We start from the raw sequence: 26,330 nt of genomic DNA, 5'->3' as shown, positions 1-26,330 counted from the left end.
ATAATGGTATGCCTGAAGACCGCATCTGCAAAGCCATTCAGTGCTTGTTATGCTGATATTGCCGCAGCATTAACAGGCGCTCCATGCATTGAAAATGCATCTCCGGCAGGGGTTAAATAATCGCCGGGGATAGCCCTGCAACGCACCTTAATGCATTGCAGCGACATCTTTAAGCGGAATAAACAGAACGGGATTTTATCAAGAAAATTGCCTTGAAACACCTGCGTCACAAACACCGGCACATCCTGCTATCGCGCATAAGGATATGCGACAGTTATCATAGAAGAGGCGGTAATCACTTTCCGTATCAGGCAATACTATTAAGGAAAGCAGCAGGAGGATGAAAGACCGACCGTGGCATTTTGATCTCCACACCAATAGCGTTGCTATGGTACCCAGGTTGTAGCGTTAGTATAATAAAAGTAAGTTCGGGGAAAAAAGATTTGGAAGACAGCGTGATGTCGTTTTTAAACTCCGGTTTCCGCTCCGGGTTCTGCTGGTTCTTCTTTTCCTCCTCCTGTAGTTTCTTCATCAACTGGCAATGCCCGTTACAATGCATTTTAGGCCGGAATTTATTAACACAATTCTTTGCGTAGGCCTGCCGGTTTACCCTGTAATCGATCATCATGATGGTTTGACTGAACGTTTGCATTGCAAACGCCACCAGGAAAAACAAGGCCATGATCTTTTTAAACAAGGAAGAAATTTTTCGCGAAGCTATTGATTCCTCCTTAAAGAGAAAAGAAAAATCGTCATTAAAATAGATGATGACGATCAGTTTGCGGGGCCGGCCGTTTTAAATGATCCGACATCACAAATAGGTTTCCATTTAATCAGAAAGAGCACCACCCTTTGCGCACAATGACCGGCAACAATAATACCAGGTGCTGAGAAGGAGAAACAGGAACACATAATGGAACCTCATTCTCACAACCTGTCCCGCTCTGCGGGATTTCCACATCTTCAAATTTTCAAAATGCTCCAAAAGTGTGTCTCAACTATCGGGTGCATTCTAAATTGTCGCTGTCATGCTGAATTTATTTCAGCATCTATGCATACGTTCAATAGGCCCTAAACAAGAATAGATCCCAGGTCAAGCCCGGGATGACATCTTCAGGGTGACATTACGTTTACAGGAGTACGACAATTTGGAATGCAACCTTTTCACATTTTCACATTCTCAAATTCTCACATTTGACTAATTTTATACCATGGCTTATCATAAACATCTGTCAAAAGACAAGGTCCTGAAGAAACTGATCAAAGAACAGGGCCTGTACACCCTGCAATTGCAGCAAAACGTATTGCTCCGTTTATGTGGTTCCATTATGGGGCAGCAACTGAGCACCAAAGTTGCAGCGGTTTTACGCAACCGGTTTATGGATCTGTTTGATGGTAAAAAACCAACGGCGCAGCGAATCCTTGAGCTACCTCATGACACCCTGCGTGCTATTGGCCTCTCCAATGCAAAAGCCATTTATATCAAAAATGTATGCACTTTTTTCCTGGAGCACAAACTAACGGATGCGCGGATCCATCGTTTGACCGATGCGGCATTCATTAGCCTCATCACCCAAATAAAAGGAGTTGGGCAATGGACTGCGGAAATGCTGCTGATGTTCACACTGGGGCGTGAAGATATATTTTCGCTGGGCGACCTGGGACTGCAAAAAGCCGTTAGTGAGCTTTACCAGATTACCAAAACCAATAAAAAAGAATTTGAGGCCCGCATCCTTTCCATTACAGAAAACTGGAAGCCTTACCGCACTTATGCCTGTTTGCACCTTTGGCGGTACCTGGATGCAACACCAGATTAAAAGTAAATGCCGGCACCAATGCCCACCCCCCGGTTTTGCAGTGTTCCATCACGCTCTTTGCCGAAGTACATCCGTTTAAGATCAGCAGCACCCAGCCGGAAACCTGCCTGAAGCGTAAAGCGCTTTAAAAATTCATATCCCAGCAAAAAAGATGCTCCGTAGTCCCAGGGCTGGCCATACAAATAATTATTAAAGCCTCCGTCCGTAATGTCTTTTTTAAAGATAACGCTTCCATGGTTTTCACTCAGCACAATATCATCGCTTGTTATATCATATTTCGTTTTCCATCTCCCTCCCGTTCCATAAGCAATATAGGGTCCCGCACCTACCAGCAGCTTTCCGGCACCCAACTCTTGCTTATAAACCAAAGAAACGGGCATTTCAATATAGGAGGCGGACACTTTTAAATGATTGCCCATGTGAGCAAACCAACTATCATCCTGGCTGAATCCTTTACCGGAGTAGGCCAGCACGGGTTGTAAGTAAATCTTTGAAGCAAGCGGAATATCGGCAACCAACCCGATCCCCGGCCTACAAATGCTTCCCCTCCCGGACGATGCCTCATTTGCTACATGCACATAGGCAGCATTCAATTCGGCCCGGATTCCCAGCCTTGTCTGAGAATGTGCCGCCATACCCGGCAATAAAATGAGACAAAGAAGCAGTTTTACCGTTTTGATTTTTTTTGTTTGCATACACCGGAGTTTATTATGTATACGTAATAAACGTCAACTACGCAACAGTTTGCTTTTTTCTACTTCCACCCCCCGCCCAGGGCCCGGTAAATATGAGTAACTGCGCTGAATTGTTGCTCGCGGGTTTCTACCAGTTCCAGTTGCGATTCCAGTGCATCCCGCTGGGTCATCAATACCTCCAGGTAATCGGCCCTGGCTGCCTTATACAGCTCATTGGATACCGTAATGGACCGGGCCAATGCATTTACCTCATTGTTTTTGAGCTGGTATTTTTGCTCCAGGTTACTGATATTGGATAATTCATTGGATACTTCTCTTACCGCATTTAAAATGGTTTTCTCGTATTCATAAAGGGCCTGTTGCTGGCGGGCATCTGCGCTGGCAAATTCCGCTTTGATCGCATTCTTATTGATCAGAGGCCCTGCCAGCTCGCCGGCCAGGGAAAACAAAACGGACTCCGGCAATTTGGCAAGGTATGAAGGTTTAAAAGCCTGTAGTCCCAGTGAAGCAGAAATATCCAGGGTTGGGTAAAAAGCAGCCCGGGCTACTTTTACATCCAGCTTTGCCGCAGCCAGTACCAGCTCTGCCTGTCGGATATCCGGGCGGTTGGCCAGCAATTGCGATGGGATACCGGAACTTACCTGTCGCGGCAATGCCGTCAGAAATTCCCCCGAGGATCGTTCTATTGGTTGGGGATTGCGCCCCAGCAGGAAGTTGATTTTGTTTTCCCCTTCCTTTATTTGCTGGAAAATCTCATACTCCCGGGCCTGGGAATTGAGCACTTCCGCTTCAAACTTTTTAACCGCAAGCTCCGTTGCCCTTGCCGCTTCCTTTTGCACTTTTACAATCTCCAATCCGTTTTTTTGCAGCCGGATACTTTCCTTTACAATGGCCAGCTGGTTGTCCAGCCCCAGCAGTTCATAATAGGTATCTGCGATCTCCGCTATAAGATTGGTTACCACAAAATTCTTTCCCTCCACTGTAGCCAGGTACCGGTCTACAGCAGCCTGTTTGTCATTGCGCAGCTTTTTCCAGATATCAGCCTCCCAGCTGGCATAAAGCCCCAGTTCATGATCGGCCAAAATATCCGGCACTTCTTTTCCCGGAGCTATATCCGTAGAAGCATCGCCCGCGCCCTGGCTGGTATACCTTCCTACTTTTTCGATCCCGCTCCCAACCTTTGCCATCACGCCGGGCAACAGCGCTCCTTTTTTTACCCGGATATCATTCCGGGCGATCTCGATCTCCTGAAGGGTGCTCAGCAGCTCCCGGTTATTGCGGAGTGCTGTATCCACCAGCTTCAACAGGAAAGGATCTTCAAAAAAATCCTGCCATTTTATAACAGCACTGCTCTGTGTATCCGCCATCGCAGCTTCAAAAGCGGCAGGCGGCCGCGTGTTTACCTCATGGTTTACGATAGCCGGCACTTTACAGCCTTCAATAACGCTAAAAATAAGGGCGGTAATACCCGCCAGGTATATCTTAATGTTGTTCATCCTGATCAATTTCTTCTGTTAATGGATTTTCTTCTTCATCTTCCACGAGGATATGCCGTTCCGATATCCGGGCAAAAATGTAATACAGCCCGGGAATGATGAGCACGCCGAAGACCGTGCCAAAAAGCATTCCTCCTACGGCCGCAGACCCGATGGTATGGTTGGCGATTGCCCCGGGACCGGTGGCTACCATCAGCGGAATAACGCCGGCAATAAAAGCAAAGGAAGTCATCAGGATGGGCCGCAAACGTGCCGCAGCGCCTTCTATAGCGGCTTGTGCCGGTGAATGTCCATCGCGGTGCCGTTGTACAGCATATTCCACAATCAGGACCGCATTCTTGCCCAGGATGCCGATGAGCATGACCATTGCGATCTGCGCATAAATATTGTTTTCCAGTCCAAAGATTTTTAAAAAACAAAAGGCGCCAAAGATGCCGATGGGTAATGAAAGCAGAATGGGTAGCGGCAATACAAAACTTTCGTATTGAGCGGATAAAACCAGGTATACAAATACCAGCGAGATCAGGAAGATGTAAATGGCCTGGTTGCCCCGGCGGGTCTGGTCTTTGGAGATGCCCGCCCAATCGATGCCAAAGCCTTTTGGTAATTTTTCTTTGGCTACCTGGTTGATGACGTCAATTGCGGTGCCGCTACTGATACCCGGCGCCGATTCCCCGCTTATTTCTGATGCGTTGTACATATTGTGCCGCGTGATCTCGGACAGGCCATAAGTCTTCTTCATGGTCATAAAGGCGGAATACGGCACCATGTCATCATGATCATTTTTTACATAGTAGCCGAAAACATCGTCCGGCAGCTGGCGGTATTGCGGCAGGGCCTGCACCATTACTTTATATGGCCGGTCAAATTTAATAAATCCGGTTTCATAATTGCTGCCCACCAGTGTGGAAAGATTGTCCAGTGCGTTTTCTACAGAAACGCCTTTTTGTTTTGCTTTGTCGTTATCCACTGCCAGCTGGTATTGCGGAAAGCTGGCGCTATAGAAGCTAAATACGGAACGCAGCTCAGGCCGTTTGTTCAGCTCTTTTACAAAGTTACGACTCACGGTTTCCATCAGCTTGTAATCGCCGGTGCCGGCCTTATCCAAAAGCCGTAACTCAAATCCACCGGCAGCTCCATAACCCGGTACCGCGGGTGGCGGAAAGAATTCTAAAGTGGCGCCCTTGATGCCCTTTGCTTTTTCCTCCAGCTCATCCATGATCTCCTGCATGGAATGTTTGCGCTCACTCCAGTCTTTCAGATTCACCAAAACAGTTCCGGAGTTGGAACCCGTGCCCTCCGACAAAACCTCGTAGCCAGCCGTGGAAGATACGGACTGGATATCCTCCATACCCGAAGCGATCTGCTGCAGCTGGGCCGCCACGGCATCCGTACGTTCCAGCGTTGCACCCGGAGGGGTAACAATAATGGCATAAAACATGCCCTGGTCCTCACCGGGAATAAAGCCCGAAGGTACCGATGTGCTGAGCCCCCAGGTACCGGCAATAAAGACCGCCAGCACCAGGAAGGTAAATACCCTCCGGTTTACGATCATCATCACCAGTTTTTTATACCAGCCCTGTAAATTATTAAACCCGGCATTAAACCCGCTGATGGCACGGTTTACAACAGTTTGCTTCTTTTTACCATGTGTATTTTTTAAGATCATAGCGCACATAGCCGGTGTAAACGTAAGCGCTACTATGCCAGAAAGAATAATGGCCGTTGCCATCGTAACAGAAAACTGGCGGTAAAATACACCTACGGGGCCCGACATAAAGGCGATGGGAATAAACACCGCGGCCATAATGAGTGTGATGGCAATAATGGCCCCGCCTATCTCCTTCATAGCGGCGATGGTTGCCGCTTTGGGCCTCAACCCGTTTTCCATTTTTGCATGCACAGCCTCCACCACCACAATGGCGTCATCTACTACGATACCGATGGCCAGCACCAGGGCAAATAATGTAATCAGGTTTAAGGTAATGCCCAGGAACTGCATAAAAAAGAAGGTGCCGATCAGCGAAATGGGCACTGCAAGAATGGGGATCAGTGTAGACCGTGCATCACCCAGGAACAGGAACACCACAAAACCCACCAGGATAAACGCTTCTACCAGTGTATGCACCACTTTTTCCATAGAAGCATCCAAAAACCGCGACACATCATAACTCAGTTCATAATGCATGCCTTTGGGGAAAGAAGACGCTTCAATCTCTTTGAGCTTTTCTTTTATATTTCTGATCACCTCGCTGGCATTGCTGCCGTAGGATTGTTTGATCACGATAGCCGCCGAAGTTCGTCCATTCAGTTTTGAATAGATATCATAAAAAGCGCTTCCCAGCTCCACATCTGCAATGTCTTTCAGGTGGAGGAGTTGTCCATCGGGCCCAGCTTTGAGCACAATGTTTTCATAATCCTCCTTTTTATTGTACCGGCCGGTATATTTTAATACATATTCGAAAGCCTGTGATTTTTTACCGGAGCTTTCGCCCAGGCGCCCCGGGGAGGCTTCCAGGCTTTGATCGCTCAGCGCCTCCATCACTTCATTGGCGGTGATCTTATAAGCCAGCATCCGGTCCGGCTTCAGCCATACGCGCATAGAATACTCCTTGTCGCCAAGGATATCTGCAAATCCTACTCCGTTCACACGCTTCAATTCTGCCAGCACGTTCAGATCAGCAAAGTTGTAAATAAAGCTGCCATCCGTTTTGGGGTCATCACTGTAAAGATTTACATACATGAGCATGTTCGACTCTTCCCGGGTGATTTTTACACCCTCGCGCACCACAAGCGGCGGTAGCTTGTTAACCACCGCGGCTACCCTGTTCTGTACATTTACAGAAGCCAGGTTAGGATCGGTGCCCAGGTCAAAAACCACCTGGATACTGGCTTCACCATCATTGCCGGCATCAGAAGCCATGTATTTCATACCCGGGATGCCATTAATGGCTTGTTCCAGGGGAATAACCACGGCTTTGATCATCAATTCACTATTGGCGCCCGGGTAATCGGCCGTTACATTTACCTTGGGCGGAGATACCGATGGAAACTGGGTTACCGGCAATTGGGTAAGCGCCAGTACTCCCAGGAAAAGAATAATAAGGGATATTACAATCGACAGGATGGGCCTGTTAATAAATTTATGAAACATAAAAACTGTTTTGGGATACGATCATTTTATGGGTTCAGTAATTGCAGTTTACGGCCCACTTCGCGGGGATCAGTATATACCGGTTTTATCTTTTGATCTTCTTTAATGGTCTGTAATCCTTCCAGGAGGATGTGATCATTTTCTGAAAGACCGCTGTCGATCACATAAAGATTGGGCAGCTCGTATTTTACCGTAATATTCCTGGACCGGGCTTTATGGTCTTTATCCACTACATACACATAAATCTTGTCCTGAAGTTCATAGGTAGCTTTCTGAGGAATCACCAGCGCATTCTTTAGCGGTATCTGCATGAGTACTTTTCCGGTTTCGCCATGCTTTAGAAGCCCGTCCGGGTTAGGAAATTTTGCCCTGAAAGCAATATTGCCTGTTGTATTGTCAAACTCACCCTCAATGGTTTCTATCCTGCCGGGATATTTATAACGGTCGGCATTGGCCAGCGTGAGGGCGAGCGGGATCTTTGTGCTGCCGCTGGTGTCGGTCTTAAAATTCAGGTATTCACTTTCGGATACATTGAAATAAGCATAAATATCGCTGTTGTCGGATAAAGTAGTAAGGAGTGTACCCTCATCGATCAGGCTTCCCTGTTTGAAGCGGATGCGGTCGATGACGCCGCTAAAAGGAGCGCGAATATCTGTAAATGAGAGGTGTGTGCCGGCCAGCGTCATCTCTGCCTTTGCCACATCGTACTTGGCTTTGGATAGTGCCAGTTCATTTTGAGAAACAATCTCTTTATCGGCCAGCAGCTTTGTGTTTTGCATTTCCAGTTCGGCAGAATGTGCTTCTGCTTTTGTTTTCTGATACTCGGCCTCGTATATCCTAGGCATGATGCGAAACAATAGCTGGCCTGCTTTTACATACTGGCCTTCATCTACATAGCTCTTCTCAAGATATCCTTTTTCCTGTGCACGTATTTCTACATTGCGAAGGGATTGCAGTTGCGACACGTATTCTTTTATATAGGTGGTATCTGTTTTTAACGGGCTGGTTACGGAAAAAGATTCGATCACCGCTTTTTCTTTCCTGTCTGGCTTACAGCCGGTAACCCCGTATGCGATCATGCAAAAGCTGATCAGCAATGTGATTTTGTTCATTGTTGAAATGGAAATTTTAAAGTAGCAGCCGGGGCTGCTGCATTGGGTAAATCATTACAGGAGCGGCAGTATTAAGCCCGCATCCATAAATGAAATCCTTCCCGGAAGCTCTGGGGCAGCTGGGCTGGTAATTTTGATTTATGTTGTTGTAAAATACGGAAGCCGTTTTTTATTAACGGGTTTCAACGCACCGGTTGTTTATATGCGTATGGAGCGGAAAAAAATATATTTTTCCCGGGATGTACCGTTAAGATAAGGCGGGTAATAAGGTAATGCTGTATCCAGGTGTCCGTTATGCCGGTTAACGACATCATTAAACACCCAGTGAGGAAAAAGAGCAAAGGAGTTTTCATATATGGCCGGCGCAAAGTCTTCTTCCGTATCATCCAAACGGTCCCAATAAAGATCCCCCGGGAAAACAGGCAGGTCCGCTGTTGCGGTGTAGCTGGTTGTTTTTTGTATCAAAGAGGAAGCAGCGGGTGCTGCCGCTTTTTGCGTTGGATTCAATAGTAAAAATCCCCCGGCAAAAAACAGGATGTAAATCCATATCCATACGCGATCCCCCTTCATAAGGGCGTAAAATTAATTCTTCCGGTTGTTTTCCTGAAAAATACTTTTCATTTTAAATATTTTATAACAGCAATAGGGTGTTCTGACTTAAACGCAAAGAACGCCATGGATCCGCAAGGGACGCCAGTTGTTTAATAACCGCGGATTTCTTAGCGCATTTAGCGGTTAACACGGTACCGCTCCAACAAAAGCGCAGGGAGTTATCCCTCCGTTTTCGCCTCTCTATCCTCCTTCATAATGAACTCAACGGACAGCGCACCGCTGGGGCAGCGATGCACCTGCTCAATAATTTGTACAGCCGGAGCGCCCTCCACATCCACCCACTTTTTTTCCCTGGGCCGGAACACCTGGGGCAACTCCTTCCAGCAGCGGGTGGCATGCTGACACAATTCAGGCTTCCATATGACGGCTATCTTTTCATTCTGATACACGATTTTTTTGGCCGTCTCCGGATCCCGTTGCATAAACGTACGTACGGTTACCTGGTTTTCGAGGATTTTTGATATTGGGCAGGCTTTAGCACTATCCTGCAGGCGCAGTTGCTGCTCATCCGGCACCGGTTGCGGAAAATAAATATCCCGGTCAATAACCGTCACGATCTTCCCTTCCTTAATCTCACTGTATAAATTGGTGTTCACCCGGATCTCCGGAACCTCCCATCCCTTGCGATCGATGTACATCCGGAGGGTAATAAGGGTGCAGGATGCCAGCGAGGAAAGCAATAAGGTATAAGGATCCGGTCCGCTGTCCTTTCCACCCTGGCTTGCCGGCTCATCAGCAACAAAACTGCCATTGCGCCAGCTAATAGTACATTGGTATTTATCGATGCCGATCGCGGCGTCTACGGGCTTTTCAAATTTATATTTCATATGCATTTTATATATACGGCAAGCTACACCATTTATTTTGTTCCAGGGTTAATCCAGGTTAAGGCGGGGATTTTTAGTGAAATGTTGTTAGTGAGATGTTATTAGTGAAATGTTTTAGTGAAATGTTATTAGTGAGATGTTTTAGTGAGACGTTTATCCGGAGATATCTTAAGTGAGGGTTTGTAGTAAAATGTTTTTGGTGAGATGTCGGTGAGATCTGGAAATTCCGGTAATAAATAAACGCGGCGCCCGCAGCTCCTCCGCATCGCTGCGCGAAACACCGGCAATTATATAAACCAAACCCATAATTGTGTAATAGTCTTACCAGGCGCCTGAGCGAACTTTGTATGGAATTATCAAACGATCTATTTATGACAACAGAATCATTCAATGAAATAGCCATACCGCTGGAGGGTGTAGAAAGCGAACATTGTGCGCTCATCGTAGACAAAGGTCTGGGAAAGATAGCTGGCATTGCTTCACATAAAGTGGAACTGAACAATCGGCGCGCGCTGATCACCACTGATGAAAACCAGGTAGTGTCCAATGCCGTATCGGCCATCCGCGACCTCGGCTACGATGTACCCACGGTAAAAAAGAACATACCGGTGCTGGATATGACCTGTGCCTCCTGTGCCATCAGTGTGGAAAGTATGCTCAAAAGCCAGCCGGGGGTCGTAGCGGCCGCGGTTAATTTTGCGACCACATCTGTGGTAGTGGAATATTTACCCAATATTATTGACACTGCCGGAATGCAAAAGGCAGTACAATCCATCGGGTACGACCTGCTGATCGAAAGCGCGGAAAAGGAAGCCGAAACACTGGAAGCCATCCATCAGCAGAAATTCAGCGCTCTGAAAAAGAAAACCCTTTGGGCTGCCCTTATCACGGTTCCGCTGGTGATCATCGGGATGTTCTTTATGGATATGCCATACGCAAATGAAATTATGTGGGTATTATCCACACCGGTCGTACTTTATTTTGGAAAGGATTTCTTTATCAATGCCTGGAAACAGGCACGCCACCCCTCCGCCAATATGGATACGCTGGTAGCCCTGGGCTCGGGAACGGCTTATTTGTTCAGCGTATTCAATACTCTGTTTCCCTCCTTCTGGCATAGCCGCGGGCTGCACGGACATGTATACTTTGAAGCAGCAGCCGTGATCGTCACCTTTATTCTTTTGGGGAAATTACTGGAAGAAAAGGCCAAGGGCAATACATCATCAGCTATTAAAAAGCTGATGGGACTGCAACCGCAAACCGTTACTGTTATTACAGCGGATGGCGGTGAGGAGGTGCTGTCTATTGAAAATGTCAATAAAAATGATATCATTCTTGTAAAACCCGGTGAAAAGATCGCTGTGGACGGCATGGTAACAACTGGCAGCTCCTATGTAGATGAAAGTATGCTGAGCGGTGAGCCGGTGCCGGTTCTTAAAAAGGAAAATGAGGCCGTATTTGCCGGTACTATAAACCAAAAGGGTAGTTTCCGGTTCAGGGCAGAGAAAGTTGGATCGGAAACCATGCTGGCACAAATCATCCGCATGGTACAGGAGGCGCAGGGCAGTAAGGCCCCCGTACAAAAACTGGTAGACAAAATTGCCGGAATCTTTGTGCCGGTGGTTATTGTCATTGCCATCCTGGCCTTTGCCAGCTGGATCCTGCTGGGCGGCGATAACGGTTTTACTCAGGGATTAATCGCTTTTGCAACTGTACTGGTCATCGCCTGTCCCTGTGCGCTGGGTCTGGCCACACCTACCGCTATTATGGTAGGGATCGGTAAAGGCGCAGAAAAAGGTATCCTGATCAAGGATGCAGTAAGCCTTGAACTGGCCAAAAAAGTAAATGCCGTAGTGCTGGACAAAACCGGTACGATCACCGAAGGGAAACCCGTTGTAACCGACAGTTACTGGGAAAATGAAGATCTTCATTTAAAACAGATCTTTTTCAGTATCGAAAAACAGTCAGAACATCCCCTGGCCGAAGCAGTGGTCAAACATTTTGGCGACATATCCGCTACCACTGTCACCGCATTCGAAAGTTTAACAGGGCGTGGCGCAAGTGCCCGGGCCGGAGCAACGATCTATTATGCCGGCAACCGCAGGTTACTGGATGAAAAGGGGGTCCGGATCGGGGGGGGCTTTTTGGAAAAAGCCCGGCAATGGAGCGATGCCTCCAAAACGGTGATCTGGTTTGCAGATGAACAGCAGGCCCTGGCCGTATTTGCCATTGCCGACCAGATCAAAGGCACGTCCCTGGAGGCCATACAAACCTTAAAGCAGGCCGGTATAGAGGTATATATGCTCACTGGAGATAATGAAGCCACAGCAGCCGCCATTGCCCGCCAAACAGGCATCACGGCCTACCAGGCAGAGGTATTGCCCGAACAGAAAGCGGAGTTTGTAAAGCAGTTGCAGCAGCAGGGAAAGACCGTTGCAATGGTTGGTGACGGTATCAACGACAGTACTGCACTGGCGCAGGCAGATGTGAGCATTGCAATGGGTAAAGGCAGTGATATCGCCATGGACGTGGCCAAGATGACCATTATTTCGTCGGATCTGAACAAGATCCCCGAAGCCATTCAATTATCCCGCCAAACGGTGGCCACCATCCGTCAGAACCTGTTCTGGGCCTTTATCTATAATGTGATCGGCATCCCGGTGGCCGCAGGCATTCTATACCCCGTAAACGGGTTCCTGCTCAACCCAATGATCGCCGGGGCCGCTATGGCGTTAAGCAGCGTAAGCGTTGTAACCAACAGTTTGCGGCTGAAATGGAAACGGTAAAAAATGTAAGACTTAAGGGGAATCCTGTAACGATCTCCCCAACAGTAAAAGCGAAATTTGTAAAAACATTTTAAAAGAATACACATGAAAACAATTCACATTTCTATTCCTGATATGCAGAGCGCTCACTGCCAGGCACGCGTTCAAAACGCACTCAATAACGTGGAAGGCATTCTGGTAAATGACGTCCAGGCCGGCCAGGCCACTGTAGCCCTGAACGATGCACAACAGCAGTCTGCCGTTACCGCAGCCATTGAAAAGGCCGGTTATACCGTGGCAGGCATTGCAACGGAGAACGATCAGCAGGAAGACACTATTCTGAGCTTCAAAACCAATATTAATTGCGGTGGATGCGTGGCGTCTGTAAAACCGGCGTTGGATGGCAACACCGGCATTGCAGAATGGCAGGTAGATACTGCCGGTAAAGACAAGATCCTTACTGTTAAAACGGCGGGGGCTACACCCGAAGATGTGATCAACACCGTTAAGAACGCCGGCTTTAAAATTGAGCCCGTCCTGTAAGTTTTACAGCAGATTTTAAAAAAACCATTAAGAATTAAGAATCGTTTAGTAGCCGCAGCTCTTAATGAATCTTAATTCTTAATGGTTTACTTAAATATTGAGCATACGGCGGATTTCACATTGGATGTAGAATATGCCATTCAGAATCTCAGTGGCTATACCCCTATCCTAACATAAAAATAATCGGTCCATTAAAGATAAACAGAATATCTTGCGGGGGAAATATACCGGCATGCAACGATACAGGAATCTTCTTTTTTATGTGTTAACGGTAGCCGCTGCTATTGCGATCATCTGGTGGATCATTACGATGGGAGACCAGTTGCAGTCGCAAAAAAACATCAAATCCATCATTGAAAGCAAACCGGCGCTTGGTATTCCATTTACCGCCATACTACGGCACAATATCCGCGAGCCACTTGCAATATTGCTGCTGCAGATCTTTGTGATCCTGTTAGCGGGTTCTTTAATGGGCTTTCTGTTTGGGAAGATCCGGCAGCCCCGCGTGATCGGCGAAATGGCTGCGGGTATTTTATTAGGAGCCTCCTTTCTGGGCTACTATTTTCCTGATGTGTCGGCCTTTGTATTTCCCCCGCAGTCATTGGATAACCTCAACCTGTTAAGCCAGATTGGCCTGGTACTTTTTATGTTTATCGTAGGCCTGGAGCTGGACCTGTCGATGCTGCGGGGAAAGACCAATGCCGCCGTAATGATCAGTCATACCAGCATTGTGGTGCCCTTTACACTGGGGGTAGCTACTGCTTATTTTACGTACCAGCAGTTTGCGCCGGCCGGAGTACAGTTCATCTCCTATGCTTTGTTTATTGGTATCTCCTTAAGTATTACGGCCTTTCCGGTGCTCGCGCGGATCATACAGGAGCGAAATCTTTCAAAAACCAACCTGGGCGTGCTGGCTATTACCTGTGCAGCAGCCGATGATGTAACCGCCTGGTGCATCCTGGCGCTGGTGATTGCGGTGGTAAAAGCCGGGTCGGCCTGGAGTGCTTTATATACCATCCTGCTGGCGGTTGCTTATATCCTCTTAATGCTGAAAGTGCTGCGCCCCCTGATGGAAAAATATTATAAAAAAAGCAATGGCGGAAAACTGACAACACCCTTTATTGCCGTTTGTATGATCATTTTGATCGCTTCGTCCTATCTTACAGATGCCATCGGTATCCATGCCTTATTTGGCGCTTTTGTGGCGGGGATGATTATGCCTGCAGACATGAAATTTCGCGAACAGCTGATCGATAAAATCGACAGTGTTGCCCTACTCCTTTTATTGCCTTTATTTTTTGTTTCAACGGGTTTAAAAACAGAAATCGCCCTGCTGAACAATGCGGCGCTCTGGGGTGTTTGCATTACAATTTTTATCATTGCAGTCATCGCAAAATTTGGCGCCAGCGCAGTGGCCGCCCGCTTCTCCGGTCAGTCCTGGAGCGAAAGTCTTCAGCTGGGAGCGCTGATGAATACCCGCGGACTCACCGAGCTGGTAGTGCTCAACATTGGATACGATCTTGGCGTTATTTCAAGGGAGATTTTTACCGTACTGGTGATCATGGCCCTTTCTACCACGCTGATGACGGGGCCTTTGCTGAACAGGATTCAGAAACTGTTCAAATCTTCCGTTGGATAATTTGAGAATGTGGAAATTTGAAAATGGCGGGGTGCAATTCAAGTTTTCGCTGTCATGCTGAATTTATTTCAGCATCGCTGCATATTGTCGTTCAACAGACCCTGAAACAAGAATAGAAACCGGGTCAAGCCCGGGATGACATCTTCAGAACAACACCAGGCTGTAAGCGACTTTTGATACAACCCCGATGTGCTTAACTTAACCCCCTTTCCGGATTTATGTTTTTCCGGCCTGAACTCAGACCTAAAAGAACGGTATTGAAGTGAACCTTCGGGTATGAAACGGTTCAGACTTTAATAACGAACCGACATCAAAATTATTTCTATTTTCGGTCAGTGAGGACACTGACCGAGGCCAGCCATGGTTTGTGTCCTCACAAACCACTTTCGATTACACGTTTTAGTAAAATTGACTCCGGTTTATTATAAACTATCTTCAACAACATTCAACAAATGAGTTTAAACATTAAACCACTACCAGGCAGCCCCAAAACTATTGCTTTGTAAACTTAATTTTTTGAACTACTTTCATCTTTAAATTGATATTAAATTATGGAAGACAATTATTCGAGAAGTACACCGGAACGCATTTTTTCACAGAAGGAAGCCGTAGGTTCAGGATCACGCTCCTTCCTGGCCAATGTATTTACCTATATGTTTGTAGCGTTGGGCATTACAGCGGTTGTGGCCTATCTTTTTGCAGAAAATAAGGATGCGCTGCTTATCCCCATCATGTCCAATAAATTATTGTTATACGCAATCATTTTTGCCCCCCTGGGCTTTGTGTTATTGATGTCCTTTGCTTTCAACCGGCTTTCCGCAGCTGTTTTAATGGCATTGCTACTGGTTTATGCTGCTATAAACGGCATCAGTTTTAGTTTTATTTTACTGGGGTATACCGGCACTTCGGTATTTGGCTGTTTTCTTACCGCAGCCCTGATGTTTGGCATTATGGCGGTTATGGGCTACACTACAAAGCAGGATCTGACGTCTATGGGTCGTATTATGATGATGGGGCTTATCGGCATCATCATTGCTTCTATTGTGAATTTTTTCCTGAATAGTGATTCTATGAGCTATATTATCAGCTTTATTGGCGTGATCGTATTTACCGGTTTAACCGCCTACGATGTACAAAAGCTGAAAAGGATCGGTGAAGGTATTGACCAGGAAGGGAATGTTATTGCTGGTGATGTAAAGAAGCTGGCCATCATGGGTGCATTGAGCCTTTACCTCGACTTTATTAACCTCTTCCTGATGCTGCTGCGTTTGTTTGGAAGAAGAAATTAATCATAACAAAATCATTTTTTAAAAGGCCGGTACTCCCGGTTTTTTTTATTTAAGCAATTGACCATGAACCTCCCTGTGTTGTTATCGAAAACTATACGTAAGGAAGATGTGGGGGCCATCGTTCAATGGATCGGGGCCAATCAGGAGCGGTTTGACTGCCTCTTCAGTCTTTTTGTCAAAAGCGAACCAGGAGTGGCACAACGGGCGGCCTGGCCCCTGAGCTATTGTGCAATCCGCTACCCGGGGCTGATCACCGCACACTATGGAAAGATCATCCAGCTGTTGAACGACCCTGCACCCCCGGCTGCCGTAAAAAGAAATATCCTCCGTTTAATGGATCAGGGGCCGGAGTTGCCTGAAAAGTTTCATGGCCCGGTCATGGACAGCTGTTTTCGTATTCTTGAAGACCCGGATGAGACGATTGCGGCGCGGGCCTTTGCCATTGGCATTCTTTCCCGCATGACCGGCCATTATCCGGAAATATTACCAGAACTGAAAGCTGCAGTGGAATTTATATTGCCCTATGCATCACCGGGCGTACGCAGCCGGGCGTTGAAAGTGCTAAAGAAAAAATGAGGAAATGCCACAGAGGCTCAGAAACACAGAAGTAGTATTGTATTGCCTACAATCCTTGAGGGAGTAATGCCGTTGAAACACTGACCTGGCCATCTTTGTTATATTCCTTGCCTCTCTGTTTCTTTGCGTTGTTTCGTGTAACCAGGGCTGCCAGACACAAAAAGTCTCTTATGTTTGCCACTGAAGCACTGAAAGCTTTTGTGTTTCAGAGTCTCAGTGCATCTGTGGCAGTATCAATTCACAAACCTTTGAAAGGCGTAGCTGAAAAATACAACCGGTAATCTTTAATACGGCCGTTGGGATTATCCTGGCGGGGCAGCAGTTTCAGTCCGCTGATCTTATAGGTCTTCCCTAAATCAATCACCACCTGGTGCGGAAGTTTGGGGCTCCGGTCCTGCCACTCGGTATGCCAGATACTGGTAAACTGCAGGTCAAAAAGATTCGCCGCATTTCCATCATCGCCGCTCAGCTCCTCGCTGTCGGCATACAAAACCTTCCAGGCGCTGCGCGGGATCTCGTTTCCCCCGGCATCCAGCAACTGGATTTCGGCTGCCGAAGTATAAGGCTGGTTCTTAAATTCACTCAAAGCCTCCAGGCAGAAATATCTGGCAGTTGCCGGTTTAAAAGAAGCCGTTTGCCACTCTTTACTATTCTCAAAGCTGCCGCTGTACCAGGCTTTCGAAGAGGGAAGGGTCCAATTTTGTGATACTTTTTTGTGCGCCTGAGCGCGCTTTTCGGTTACCGAATCCAGGATGGGTTTAGCAAGCCCGCTTAATTCCGGGCGATGGTTCCCCAGCAGATCAAAAACGATCACTTCATTGGCCCCTTTCTTTAACCAACACCCCGGCAGGTACATGGTTTGGGTAGGGCCGATATTCCAGTACCGGCCCAGGCAGATCCCATTTACCCATACCAGTCCTTTATTCCATTTACGAAGATCAAGGTAGGTATCCTTCAACTCACTAACCTGGAAGCTGCCTTTGTAAAAAGCAGCGCCTGAGGGTGTTTTTGAAATTGGACCATAATGTACGGGGATCGTCTTATCGCCGAGGTCAATGGAATAATTCTTCCATTGTTTCAATTCTTTTTTGCTTTTGCCATCGTCAAGAACCACTGCTCCGTGAATGCCCTTACGGTCATGCATCAGGGAGCCGTAATTGACCCGACCGGTGGCTTCCACAAGAATTTGCAATGTAGTTGATTTTGCGCGCGCAGGAATATTAAGCAAAAAATTTCCCTTGCGCCGGTCAATCGTCCCCACCTGCTTTTTATCAAGATACACGATGGCATAGTCATGCACATCTTCAAACCGGATGGTAGCTGCCCCCCCGGCGGCAAGCGTTGTTTCATACAACACAGCGCCATATCCCTGGTCAAGATCCTCCATCAGCATTGCGGTATCTGCCACAACGGCCCGCGGAAGATTGTTCCATAAAGAAGCAGAAGCCGTAAAACGGATGTTATTTAACATCTGGGCTTCCGCAGCCACGGGTACATCCGGCAGCGTCTCGCCGGGCTGCAGGTACTTGCCCAGCAGTTCCCGTATAGCATAAAACTTGGGGGTGGCGTTGCCCGCTTCGTTAATGGGGGCATCATAATCATAGCTGCTGGTCTGTGGCAGGTAGGGCGGCGCGTTTGCACCCGAAAAAGTGCTAAAAGTAGTGCCGCCATGTGCCATATAAATGCTAAAGGATGCGTTATGATCCAGCATCCATTTGAGCTCGTCAATCACCCGCTGGCTGGAGCCCGTATGGTGCGGACGTCCCCAGCTGTCGAACCAGCCCGGGTAATACTCCGCGCACATTAACGGCCCATGCGCCTGCACAGACCGTAATGCTTTAAAACCTGCCTCGGGATTACTGCCAAAATTAACGGCCGCAAAAATATCCGGGCGTACATCATTTTTTAACTGTACGGGTCCGTCACAGGTAAAGAAAGGAACCGTAAAACCGGCCTCTTTCAGGAAGTCCCGTATCTTGCCGATATATTCCCTGTCGGTGCCAAAACTACCATATTCATTCTCCACCTGCACCATCAGGATGTTTCCCCCTTTGTCAATCTGAAGGGGTGCCAGTTGTTTTCCTACTTCCGTCAGGTAGCGTTTGCAGGCTTCGAGATAGTGCGCATTTTGCGTGCGCACCCGCATGCTTTTATCTTTAAGCAACCACCAGGGAAACCCTCCAAACTCCCATTCTGCACAGGAATAAGGGCCTGGTCGCAGGATTACAAAAAGACCTTCCTGCTGCGCCATACGACAAAATTCCGCTGCATCAGCCTGACCGCTCCAGTTGAAAGAACCTGGTTTTCGTTCCGTAAAATTCCAAAAAAGATACGCACACACCGTGTTCAGGCCCATGGCCTTTGCCATCTTCAGCCGGTGCCTCCAGTCCTCCCGGGGCATACGGGTATAATGCATCTCCCCACATCGGACAACAAAAGGCTTATTGTTGAGTAAAAAACTGGTATCGCCAATAGCAAATGTTGCAACTGCATCCTGTGCCGAAGTCTTCTCCCGTAAAAACAAAAGGCAGAACACAAGAATCAGTACACGGCTGAAACTTCTGAGAGTGTACATGAACCCGGTATGTGTTGAATTATAATTTTCTTACTTTGATATTGCGGAACCAAACGGTATTACCATGGTCCTGCAAGCCGATATGACCCGATTTGAAAGCGGTAAAGTCCGGAAGGCCTTTAAATTTGCTTCCAGCCACCAGGTTACGCCAGTTGTCATCCCACAGATGGGTATCAACAATATGAACGCCATTCAGATAGAAATCCAATTTACCATTCAGGCTTTTGATGGCTACATGGTTCCATTCTCCTACAGCCTTTACGGGCTCACTGCTGCTTTTTATAAGATCATACAGATCGCCCGCCCGGTGTTTGGTAATCTTACCATCGGGATGGCCGTCATTGTCAAGGATCTGCATTTCAAGCCCGGTGTACCACATGTATTTGTACTTGTCTTTATTGTCGATCACATACAGACAAATACCGCTGTTCCCTTTTTCCGAAATTTTCCAGTCGAGCTGCAATTCAAAATTGCCATACTCCTCGTCACTGATCAGGTCGCCCCTGCCCTCCCGCGCATTTCCATCCAGGTGCAAAGTGCCGTCTGCGGCCTGCCAGGCAGTTCCCGGAGCCGTGGTACCATAAGTATGCCACCCGGCAGTCGTTTTACCATCAAACAGCAGTTTCCACCCCGCCGCTTTTTCTTTTTTGCTCAACGTGTTTTCGGGAGTATTGTTGGCTTGGCCATGTTTCTGGCCCGAACAGGAATAGGCTGTAAGGCCCAGAGCTGCTGCAATTAAAAGGGTTTTTGTCATATTGAAAGTTTAACAGGATTATTTTTTTAACGCCAGCACATATTTTACCATGGTTTTTGCATCGGCTTCAGACACATTCGGATGCGGGGTCATCGGCACTTCTCCCCAAACACCGCTTCCGCCCGAAATCACTTTTTGCGCCAGCTTGGTAATTGTTGCATCATCGGCTCCCGCATATTTGTTGGCCACATCTCTATAAGCCGGACCCGTCAGCTTTTCATCAATTTTATGACAGGTTATACACTGGTACTGGCCCACTAAAGCCAAACCTGCCTGGTAATCGGGGTTGGAGGAGGCATCGGTTTTCTTTTCGGTGGTGGTAGTTTCAGATCCTGTTCCTTCCGCCTTTTTTTCTTCTCCGCCGCCACATGCAGCCGCAACTGTTGCCAGTATTACCGCAGATAAAATAATCTTCTTCATGCTCTGTTTGTTTGAAATTTTTTATAAAGATATTAATTGGTTCCTAAAACTTTTTTATTTAATGCATCATCTTTCACCGTTGCAGCAAAATCATCAAAGGCTTTATCCGTAACACGGATAATATGGTCTTTTATAAATTGCGCACCCTCCCTTGCACCGTCTTCCGGATGCTTAAGACAACATTCCCATTCCATCACCGCCCAGCCTTTAAAGTCATACTCTGCCAGTTTTGAGAAGATGGTTTTAAAATCTACCTGTCCATCGCCCGGGCTCCTGTAACGGCCCGCCCGTTTCAGCCAGGGCTGGTATCCGCCAAAGGCGCCCTTTCTTCCGGTAGGATTAAATTCAGAGTCCTTTACGTGGAAAGCCCTGATGCGTTCATGAAAAATATCAATGTATTCAATATAATCAAGGCACTGTAATACAAAATGCGAAGGGTCATACAACAGGCAGGCCCTGGGGTGGTTGTTGACTTTTTCCAGGAACATTTCGTAGGTATCCCCGTCAAACAGGTCTTCTCCCGGGTGAATCTCGTAACACACATCTACCCCGCTTTCATCAAATGCGTTTAATATGGGCGTCCACCGCCGGGCCAGTTCCGAAAATCCTTCCTCTACCAATCCGGCCGGCCGCTGCGGCCAGGGATGAAAAACATGCCACATCAGAGAACCGCTAAAAGTAGCATGCGCATTCAGTCCAAGATTTTGCGATGCTTTTGCGGCATATTTCATTTGTTGTATGGCCCATTCCGTGCGGGCCTTCGGATTGTTATGCACCTGCTTCGGTGCAAAAGAATCGAACAGGAGATCATAGGCCGGGTGCACCGCCACCAGCTGCCCCTGCAAATGCGTGGAAAGTTCAGTGATCTCCATACCGGACGCATTTACGATCCCTTTAACTTCATCGGCATAGGTCTTGCTTTCAGCAGCTTTCTGAAGATCGATGAATTGGTTATTGTTGGTTGGGATCTGCACTCCTTTAAACCCCAATGATGCGGCCCAGGTGCAGATGGACTCTAATGTATTGAACGGAGCTTTGTCACCGGCAAACTGTGCCAGAAAAATACCAGGGCCTTTCAGCGTTGTCATATTATTTATCGTTATTTTTTATCATTATATCAAAGCAATATACCGGCTAAATGTACAAAACTTTCAACGAATCCTCCGGATTTTCGTGTCTGGCAGACGCTTTTCCTGGTTTCAGTTGCAGCGGCGGTTGCTTTATAAAAATCGCAGGGGAAGCAACCGGTAATTTCAGGAGTAAAAAAAAAGACCTTTATTCTTTTCAGGAACGAAAAAATAGTACATTTAGCCTTTAAATATTTTTTAAGTAAATCACTAACGAAAGCATTGATATGAAATCAATTCAAAGATCCCCTTTATTTGTGGCAAGCTGTTTGGCATTACTGGTAACCTCGCTGTCCTTTGGAATCAGGGCCGGCATATTAAATAAGCTGGGCGTAGACTTTGGCCTCGACAAGGCCGAACTGGGTACTATTGCTGCCACCGCTTTCTGGGGATTTCCCCTGGCAGTGGTTATCGGCGGTTTTGTGGTAGACATTATTGGTATGAAGCGGCTCCTTGTGTTTGCTTTCGTATTCCATCTTTTGGGAATCATCTTAACTATTTTTGCCGGTAAGTTCGGAAGCCCCTTCTGGGCCTTATTCTTCTCTACCTTATTTATAGGCATTGCCAACGGCACGGTAGAAGCCGCCTGCAATCCGCTGGTTACAGCATTGTTTCCTGAAAATAAAACCACCAAGTTGAATCATTTTCATTTATGGTTTCCCGGGGGTATCGTATTGGGCACCCTGATTGTTTATTTCTTCGACAAGGTGGCGCTGAGCTGGCAGATACAGGTAGGTATTATGCTGATCCCGACACTGATTTACGGTTATCTCTTTTCCAAACTTAAGTTCCCGGTTACAGAACGGGTAGCAAGTGGCGTTTCTACCGGCGAAATGTACCGTTCCCTTGCCAATCCCCTGTTCATCTTTATGCTCGTTTGCATGTTTGGAACAGCCATTACAGAGCTGTTTACCGGTCAGTGGATTGATGTGCTGCTGCGGAATATTACCGACAATGCCTTGCTGGTATTAACGGTATCTACGGGGGTAATGGTGATTGGCCGTGCGCTGGCAGGGCCCATTGTGGAACGTCTGGCGCCGCAGGGCGTATTGCTGATGTCGGCCATTGTGGCTACTATCGGGCTTTACCTGCTGGGCAATACCTCCGGCAATATGATCTTTGCCGGCGCGCTGATCTTTGGCGCCGGTGTTTGTTATTTCTGGCCAACCATGCTGGGCTTTGTATCGGAGTACCTGCCCAAAACCGGAGCTATCGGGCTCAACCTTATGGGCGGCGCCGGCATGTTTGCGGTATCTGTTTATATGATGGCGATGGGTGGCGTATACGACCGGCTGATTGCAGAAAAATTACCGGCAGGCGCCAACCTGAAAGCATACAGCGCGGCAGAAGCCACGGTTGAAATGAAAACGGCCCTTGCTGAAGCCAATAAGGCAGCCGGCCCCGAGATCATCAATACCACCCTCATCATTCCGGCCATACTGATCGTTGCTTTTATTGGTCTGAACATCTATATGCGCAATAAAAACAAAGGAGTTCCCGCTGTTTAATCAGGCGGGCATCTGTTCCTCCACCCGATTGTTCAATAAACCGAAGTTGTAAAATGAAATCGTCTATCAAAATCCAGTTGTCCACAATGATGTTTCTGGAATTTTTTTTGTGGGGAGCCTGGTTTGTGACGCTGGGCACTTACCTCGAAACAAATTTGGGAGCCGATGGTTTTGAAAGAGCCAAGGTATTCTCTACCCAGTCTTACGGGGCTATCATTGCACCCTTTATTATCGGGTTAATTGCCGATCGTTTTTTTAATGCAGAGCGGATCCTGGGCTTGCTGCATATTGCAGGCGCCATCCTGATGTACATGATGTATAAAGCCGAAAATGTAAGTGCTTTTTATCCTTATACGTTTGGCTACATGATTGCCTATATGCCCACATTGGCATTGGTCAATTCAGTTTCGTTTCGCCAGATGAGCAACCCGGAAAAGCAGTTTTCCAATATCCGGGTATTTGGCACTGTTGGATGGATTGTGGCGGGTTTGCTGATCAGCTGGCTCAAATGGGATAACGTGCAAAACAATGCGGCCGACGGTACTTTAAGAAATACCTTCCTGATGGCTTCCATAGCCGCAGCCGTTTTGGGAATCTTCAGCTTTACGCTCCCCAAAACACCACCGCAAAAAACAGAACAGAACGCCAGCATTTCGCAGATCCTGGGACTGGACGCTTTAAAGCTGTTAAAGGATCCTAACTTTTTGCTCTTCTTTATTGCTTCCGTTGCCATCTGCATTCCCCTGGCCTTCTATTACCAGAATGCCAACCCTTTTCTTACCGGCATCGGACTGGAAAACGCAACGGCAAAAATGGCCCTGGGCCAGGTTTCGGAGGCGCTGTTCATCCTGCTGCTTCCCGTATTCTTTAAGCGCTTTGGGTTTAAAAAGACCATCCTTGTGGGCATGCTGGCCTGGGTAATCCGCTATATATTGTTTGCATACGGAAATGCAGGAGCGTTGGCATTTATGCTTATTACCGGAATAGTGCTGCACGGCGTTTGTTACGATTTTTTCTTTGTTTCGGGACAAATCTATACCGATGCCAAGGCGGGAGAAAAATATAAAAGTTCCGCGCAGGGCCTCATCACCCTGGCCACCTATGGTGTGGGCATGCTGATTGGTTTTTGGATTGCCGGCTTTATCTCCGAGCAATATAAAACAGCCGCAGGAACACCCGACTGGAAAATGGTATGGCTGATACCCGCAGGTATTGCAGCAGTGGTAATGGTCTTGTTTGCACTGCTCTTCCGTGATCAATCAAAATCAGCAGACCTTTCAAAATAATGTCCATGAAAAAAACCAGCCGGAGAGAAGCGATTAAAACAATAGCCGTGACAGCCGCCATAGCGGGAACCCCCTCCGGCTGGGCGCCACTATTAACAGACAACAACACAAAAATGACATTAAAAGGAAATATTAACCACAGCGTTTGTCAGTGGACATTTGGCGGAATGCCCCTGGAGGAGTTGTGCATCAGCGTAAAGAAAATGGGGCTTACCGCCATCGACCTGCTGGGGCCAAAAGACTGGCCGGTAATACAAAAACACGGCATCACCTGCTCCATGTGTTATATTCCGGGGAAGGTTAGCCTTACTGACGGGTTTGCAGGCAGTACGTTTCATGCCTCCCTTATCAGGGATTATGAGGAGGGCATTCCCCTTGTGGCAAAGGCCGGTTATAAAAACCTGATCTGCTTCAGCGGTAATCGCCGGGGAATGGATGATGAAACGGGTTTAAAGAATTGTGTGGAAGGCCTCAAAAAGATCCTTCCGCTTGCCGAAAAAAACAACGTAACCCTCGTAATGGAATTGCTCAATAGTAAGGTAGATCACCATGACTATATGTGCGACCATACCGCATGGGGCGTTGAACTCTGCAAAAGGCTGGGGTCTGATCATTTTAAACTTCTCTATGATATTTATCACATGCAGGTAGATGAGGGCAACGTGATTGCCAACATCCGGCAACATCACCCCTACATCGCGCACTATCATACGGCCGGCGTTCCGGGTAGACATGAGCTCAATGAGCAGCAGGAACTTTATTACCCCGCAATTATGAATGCTATTGTGGCAACCGGCTTTAAGGGACATGTGGCACAGGAATTTATTCCCACCGGAAAAAAACCTGAAGACAAATTAAAGGCATTGGAAGATGCGATAAAAGTTTGCGATGTTTAACAAATCATAAAACAACAGATTATGTATAATAGAAAAGATTTTTTAAAACGATCCGGTGGTGCGGCGCTGGGCCTGATGCTGGGTCCATCGCTTTACGCGGGGTGCAGCGCTTCTTCCCGCTCAAAAGCTACCGGCAGCATTTCCGCAGTAGGCCTTCAACTCTACAGCCTCCGGGATGATCTTCCCGGGGATCCCAAAGGCATTCTGAAACAGGTGGCGGCTTTTGGTTATAAAGAAATAGAAAGTTATGAAGGGGCGCAGGGCATGTTCTGGGGCATGGGCCATAAAGGCTTTAAACAATACATGGATGAGCTGGGTATGAAAATTGTAAGCAGCCACTGTGATTATACCAATGATTTTGAACGCAAGGCTGCCGAAGCCGCCGAAATCGGGATGAGCTACCTGATATGCCCTTACCTGGGTAAACAAAAAACGCTGGATGATTATAAGCGACTGGCGGGCACTTTTAATACGGCCGGAGAAATCTGCAAAAAGAATGGGATCCGTTTTGCCTACCACAATCATGACTATAGTTTCAGGCTGCAGGACGGACAATATCCGCAGGATATTTTTATGCAGCATGCAGATAAATCCCTGGTGGATTTTGAGATGGATATTTATTGGGTGGTAACAGCCGGACAGGATCCCATTGCCTGGTTAAAAAAATACAATGGGCGCTTTCGCCTTTGCCATGTTAAAGATCGGAAAAAGGGCGCTGCTCCCAAACCTGATGAACCCAACCTGAGCGTTATTGTGGGTACGGGCTCTATTGATTTTAAAACGATTCTTGCCGAGGCGCGCAGGGAAGGAATGCAACACTACATACTGGAGCAGGAAGCGTATGAAAAATCGCCAATCGAATGTGTAAAAGAAGGGGCTGCTTATTTAAATAAGCTTGTCTTTTAACGTAAACCAATCACCATATCTCAACAAACCGGCATAACAGCCGGTTTTTTTTATCCAGGCAGCCCGGCCCTCAGGTTTTGTCATTCATAGGGAATCCTGAATTGCCATGCATCTATTCCGGGCCTGCTGTTTAACCGGTATTCAGGCAAATTAGACGGTAAGACAATAAGTTCTGGTTGTTGAGGAGCGAAGGTGGTGCAAGCAAAATGCAGCCAACCCAGCAAAATCGTTGCAGTTAATTTCCTTGTAGTCTTTTTGTTTGCCCAAAAATCCCGATCGCCATCCTATCGTGTGGACACATTTCTGGAGATTGAACGGTTATCACGAATAAAG

21 protein-coding genes are annotated in these 26,330 nt (G+C 47.3%); 10 read left to right on the top strand and 11 right to left on the bottom strand.

Annotated features, from left to right (window positions below):
- Positions 1 to 307: 307 nt before the first annotated feature.
- A complete protein-coding gene (locus tag GGU45_RS15140) occupies positions 308 to 697 on the bottom strand; it encodes a hypothetical protein (RefSeq protein WP_435226092.1) in 390 nt (129 codons plus the stop codon).
- Between the two features lie 514 nt (positions 698 to 1,211).
- Between GGU45_RS15140 and GGU45_RS15135 the strand changes: the two genes are divergently transcribed.
- Positions 1,212 to 1,817, top strand: a complete 606-nt coding sequence (locus GGU45_RS15135; protein ID WP_435226090.1) for a DNA-3-methyladenine glycosylase family protein — start codon at positions 1,212 to 1,214, stop codon at positions 1,815 to 1,817.
- On the opposite strand, the gene GGU45_RS15130 is transcribed toward GGU45_RS15135, so the two are convergent.
- The 6 genes from GGU45_RS15130 to GGU45_RS15105 all read right to left on the bottom strand — a co-directional run bounded on the left by GGU45_RS15130 (position 1,814) and on the right by GGU45_RS15105 (position 9,713).
- Positions 1,814 to 2,512 carry an outer membrane beta-barrel protein gene (locus GGU45_RS15130; protein WP_435226088.1) on the bottom strand — a complete coding sequence of 233 codons (699 nt, stop codon included), beginning with the start codon at positions 2,510 to 2,512 and terminating at the stop codon, positions 1,814 to 1,816. The two genes, GGU45_RS15135 and GGU45_RS15130, sit on opposite strands and share 4 nt — an antisense overlap.
- Positions 2,513 to 2,571: 59 nt before the next feature.
- Complete coding sequence (locus tag GGU45_RS15125) at positions 2,572 to 4,008, bottom strand: TolC family protein (RefSeq protein ID WP_435226086.1); 1,437 nt, start codon at positions 4,006 to 4,008, stop codon at positions 2,572 to 2,574.
- Positions 3,995 to 7,162 carry an efflux RND transporter permease subunit gene (locus GGU45_RS15120; RefSeq protein WP_435226084.1) on the bottom strand — a complete coding sequence of 1,056 codons (3,168 nt, stop codon included), beginning with the start codon at positions 7,160 to 7,162 and terminating at the stop codon, positions 3,995 to 3,997. The genes GGU45_RS15125 and GGU45_RS15120 overlap by 14 nt, the downstream gene beginning before the upstream one ends.
- 26 nt (positions 7,163 to 7,188) lie before the next feature.
- A complete protein-coding gene (locus GGU45_RS15115) occupies positions 7,189 to 8,274 on the bottom strand; it encodes an efflux RND transporter periplasmic adaptor subunit (protein ID WP_435226082.1) in 1,086 nt (361 codons plus the stop codon).
- A gap of 198 nt (positions 8,275 to 8,472) precedes the next feature.
- Positions 8,473 to 8,844 carry a hypothetical protein gene (locus GGU45_RS15110; RefSeq protein WP_435226080.1) on the bottom strand — a complete coding sequence of 124 codons (372 nt, stop codon included), beginning with the start codon at positions 8,842 to 8,844 and terminating at the stop codon, positions 8,473 to 8,475.
- A gap of 200 nt (positions 8,845 to 9,044) precedes the next feature.
- Positions 9,045 to 9,713, bottom strand: a complete 669-nt coding sequence (locus GGU45_RS15105; RefSeq protein WP_435226079.1) for a (4Fe-4S)-binding protein — start codon at positions 9,711 to 9,713, stop codon at positions 9,045 to 9,047.
- A gap of 371 nt (positions 9,714 to 10,084) precedes the next feature.
- On the opposite strand from GGU45_RS15105, the gene GGU45_RS15100 reads away from it, so the two are divergent.
- From GGU45_RS15100 to GGU45_RS15080, 5 genes are all read left to right on the top strand, one after another.
- Positions 10,085 to 12,499: a heavy metal translocating P-type ATPase gene (locus tag GGU45_RS15100; RefSeq protein WP_435226078.1), complete on the top strand. Its 2,415-nt coding sequence runs from the start codon at positions 10,085 to 10,087 to the stop codon at positions 12,497 to 12,499.
- An 84-nt stretch (positions 12,500 to 12,583) separates the two neighbouring features.
- Positions 12,584 to 13,021, top strand: a complete 438-nt coding sequence (locus GGU45_RS15095; RefSeq protein WP_435226076.1) for a heavy-metal-associated domain-containing protein — start codon at positions 12,584 to 12,586, stop codon at positions 13,019 to 13,021.
- A gap of 232 nt (positions 13,022 to 13,253) precedes the next feature.
- Positions 13,254 to 14,660 carry a cation:proton antiporter gene (locus GGU45_RS15090; RefSeq protein ID WP_435226074.1) on the top strand — a complete coding sequence of 469 codons (1,407 nt, stop codon included), beginning with the start codon at positions 13,254 to 13,256 and terminating at the stop codon, positions 14,658 to 14,660.
- 551 nt (positions 14,661 to 15,211) lie between these two features.
- Positions 15,212 to 15,949, top strand: a complete 738-nt coding sequence (locus tag GGU45_RS15085; RefSeq protein WP_435226072.1) for a Bax inhibitor-1/YccA family protein — start codon at positions 15,212 to 15,214, stop codon at positions 15,947 to 15,949.
- Positions 15,950 to 16,012: 63 nt separating this feature from the next.
- The gene (locus GGU45_RS15080; RefSeq protein ID WP_435226070.1) at positions 16,013 to 16,525 is read left to right on the top strand and encodes a HEAT-like fold family protein; all 513 of its coding nucleotides are present in this window, start codon (positions 16,013 to 16,015) and stop codon (positions 16,523 to 16,525) included.
- Between the two features lie 238 nt (positions 16,526 to 16,763).
- On the opposite strand, the gene GGU45_RS15075 is transcribed toward GGU45_RS15080, so the two are convergent.
- Genes GGU45_RS15075 through GGU45_RS15060 form a run of 4 tightly spaced genes read right to left on the bottom strand, consistent with a single transcriptional unit; the run spans position 16,764 to position 21,362 of the window.
- Entirely contained in the window at positions 16,764 to 19,100 is a 2,337-nt protein-coding gene (locus GGU45_RS15075) for a beta-galactosidase (protein ID WP_435226068.1), read from the bottom strand.
- Positions 19,101 to 19,119: 19 nt separating this feature from the next.
- Positions 19,120 to 19,854, bottom strand: coding sequence for a 3-keto-disaccharide hydrolase (locus GGU45_RS15070; RefSeq protein ID WP_435226066.1), 735 nt, complete (start codon positions 19,852 to 19,854; stop codon positions 19,120 to 19,122).
- An 18-nt stretch (positions 19,855 to 19,872) separates the two neighbouring features.
- Complete coding sequence (locus GGU45_RS15065) at positions 19,873 to 20,274, bottom strand: c-type cytochrome (protein ID WP_435226064.1); 402 nt, start codon at positions 20,272 to 20,274, stop codon at positions 19,873 to 19,875.
- 32 nt (positions 20,275 to 20,306) lie between these two features.
- On the bottom strand, positions 20,307 to 21,362 hold the full coding sequence (locus GGU45_RS15060; RefSeq protein WP_435226062.1) for a sugar phosphate isomerase/epimerase family protein: 1,056 nt from the start codon (positions 21,360 to 21,362) through the stop codon (positions 20,307 to 20,309).
- Positions 21,363 to 21,658: 296 nt separating this feature from the next.
- Between GGU45_RS15060 and GGU45_RS15055 the strand changes: the two genes are divergently transcribed.
- Genes GGU45_RS15055 through GGU45_RS15040 form a run of 4 tightly spaced genes read left to right on the top strand, consistent with a single transcriptional unit; the run spans position 21,659 to position 25,997 of the window.
- Positions 21,659 to 22,909, top strand: a complete 1,251-nt coding sequence (locus GGU45_RS15055; RefSeq protein ID WP_435226061.1) for an MFS transporter — start codon at positions 21,659 to 21,661, stop codon at positions 22,907 to 22,909.
- Positions 22,910 to 22,962: 53 nt separating this feature from the next.
- Positions 22,963 to 24,195, top strand: coding sequence for a nucleoside permease (locus GGU45_RS15050; protein ID WP_435226059.1), 1,233 nt, complete (start codon positions 22,963 to 22,965; stop codon positions 24,193 to 24,195).
- Between the two features lie 5 nt (positions 24,196 to 24,200).
- A complete protein-coding gene (locus GGU45_RS15045; RefSeq protein ID WP_435226057.1) occupies positions 24,201 to 25,091 on the top strand; it encodes a hydroxypyruvate isomerase family protein in 891 nt (296 codons plus the stop codon).
- A 21-nt stretch (positions 25,092 to 25,112) separates the two neighbouring features.
- Positions 25,113 to 25,997 (top strand): sugar phosphate isomerase/epimerase family protein, encoded by an 885-nt coding sequence (locus tag GGU45_RS15040; RefSeq protein WP_435226055.1) that lies wholly within the window; start codon positions 25,113 to 25,115, stop codon positions 25,995 to 25,997.
- The last annotated feature ends 333 nt before the right edge of the window (positions 25,998 to 26,330 follow it).

This window comes from Niabella hirudinis (assembly GCF_051201075.1).
GTDB lineage: Bacteria > Bacteroidota > Bacteroidia > Chitinophagales > Chitinophagaceae > Niabella > Niabella hirudinis.
Note: the sequence above shows the minus strand (reverse complement) of the source record. Positions and strands in the feature narration are given on the sequence as shown.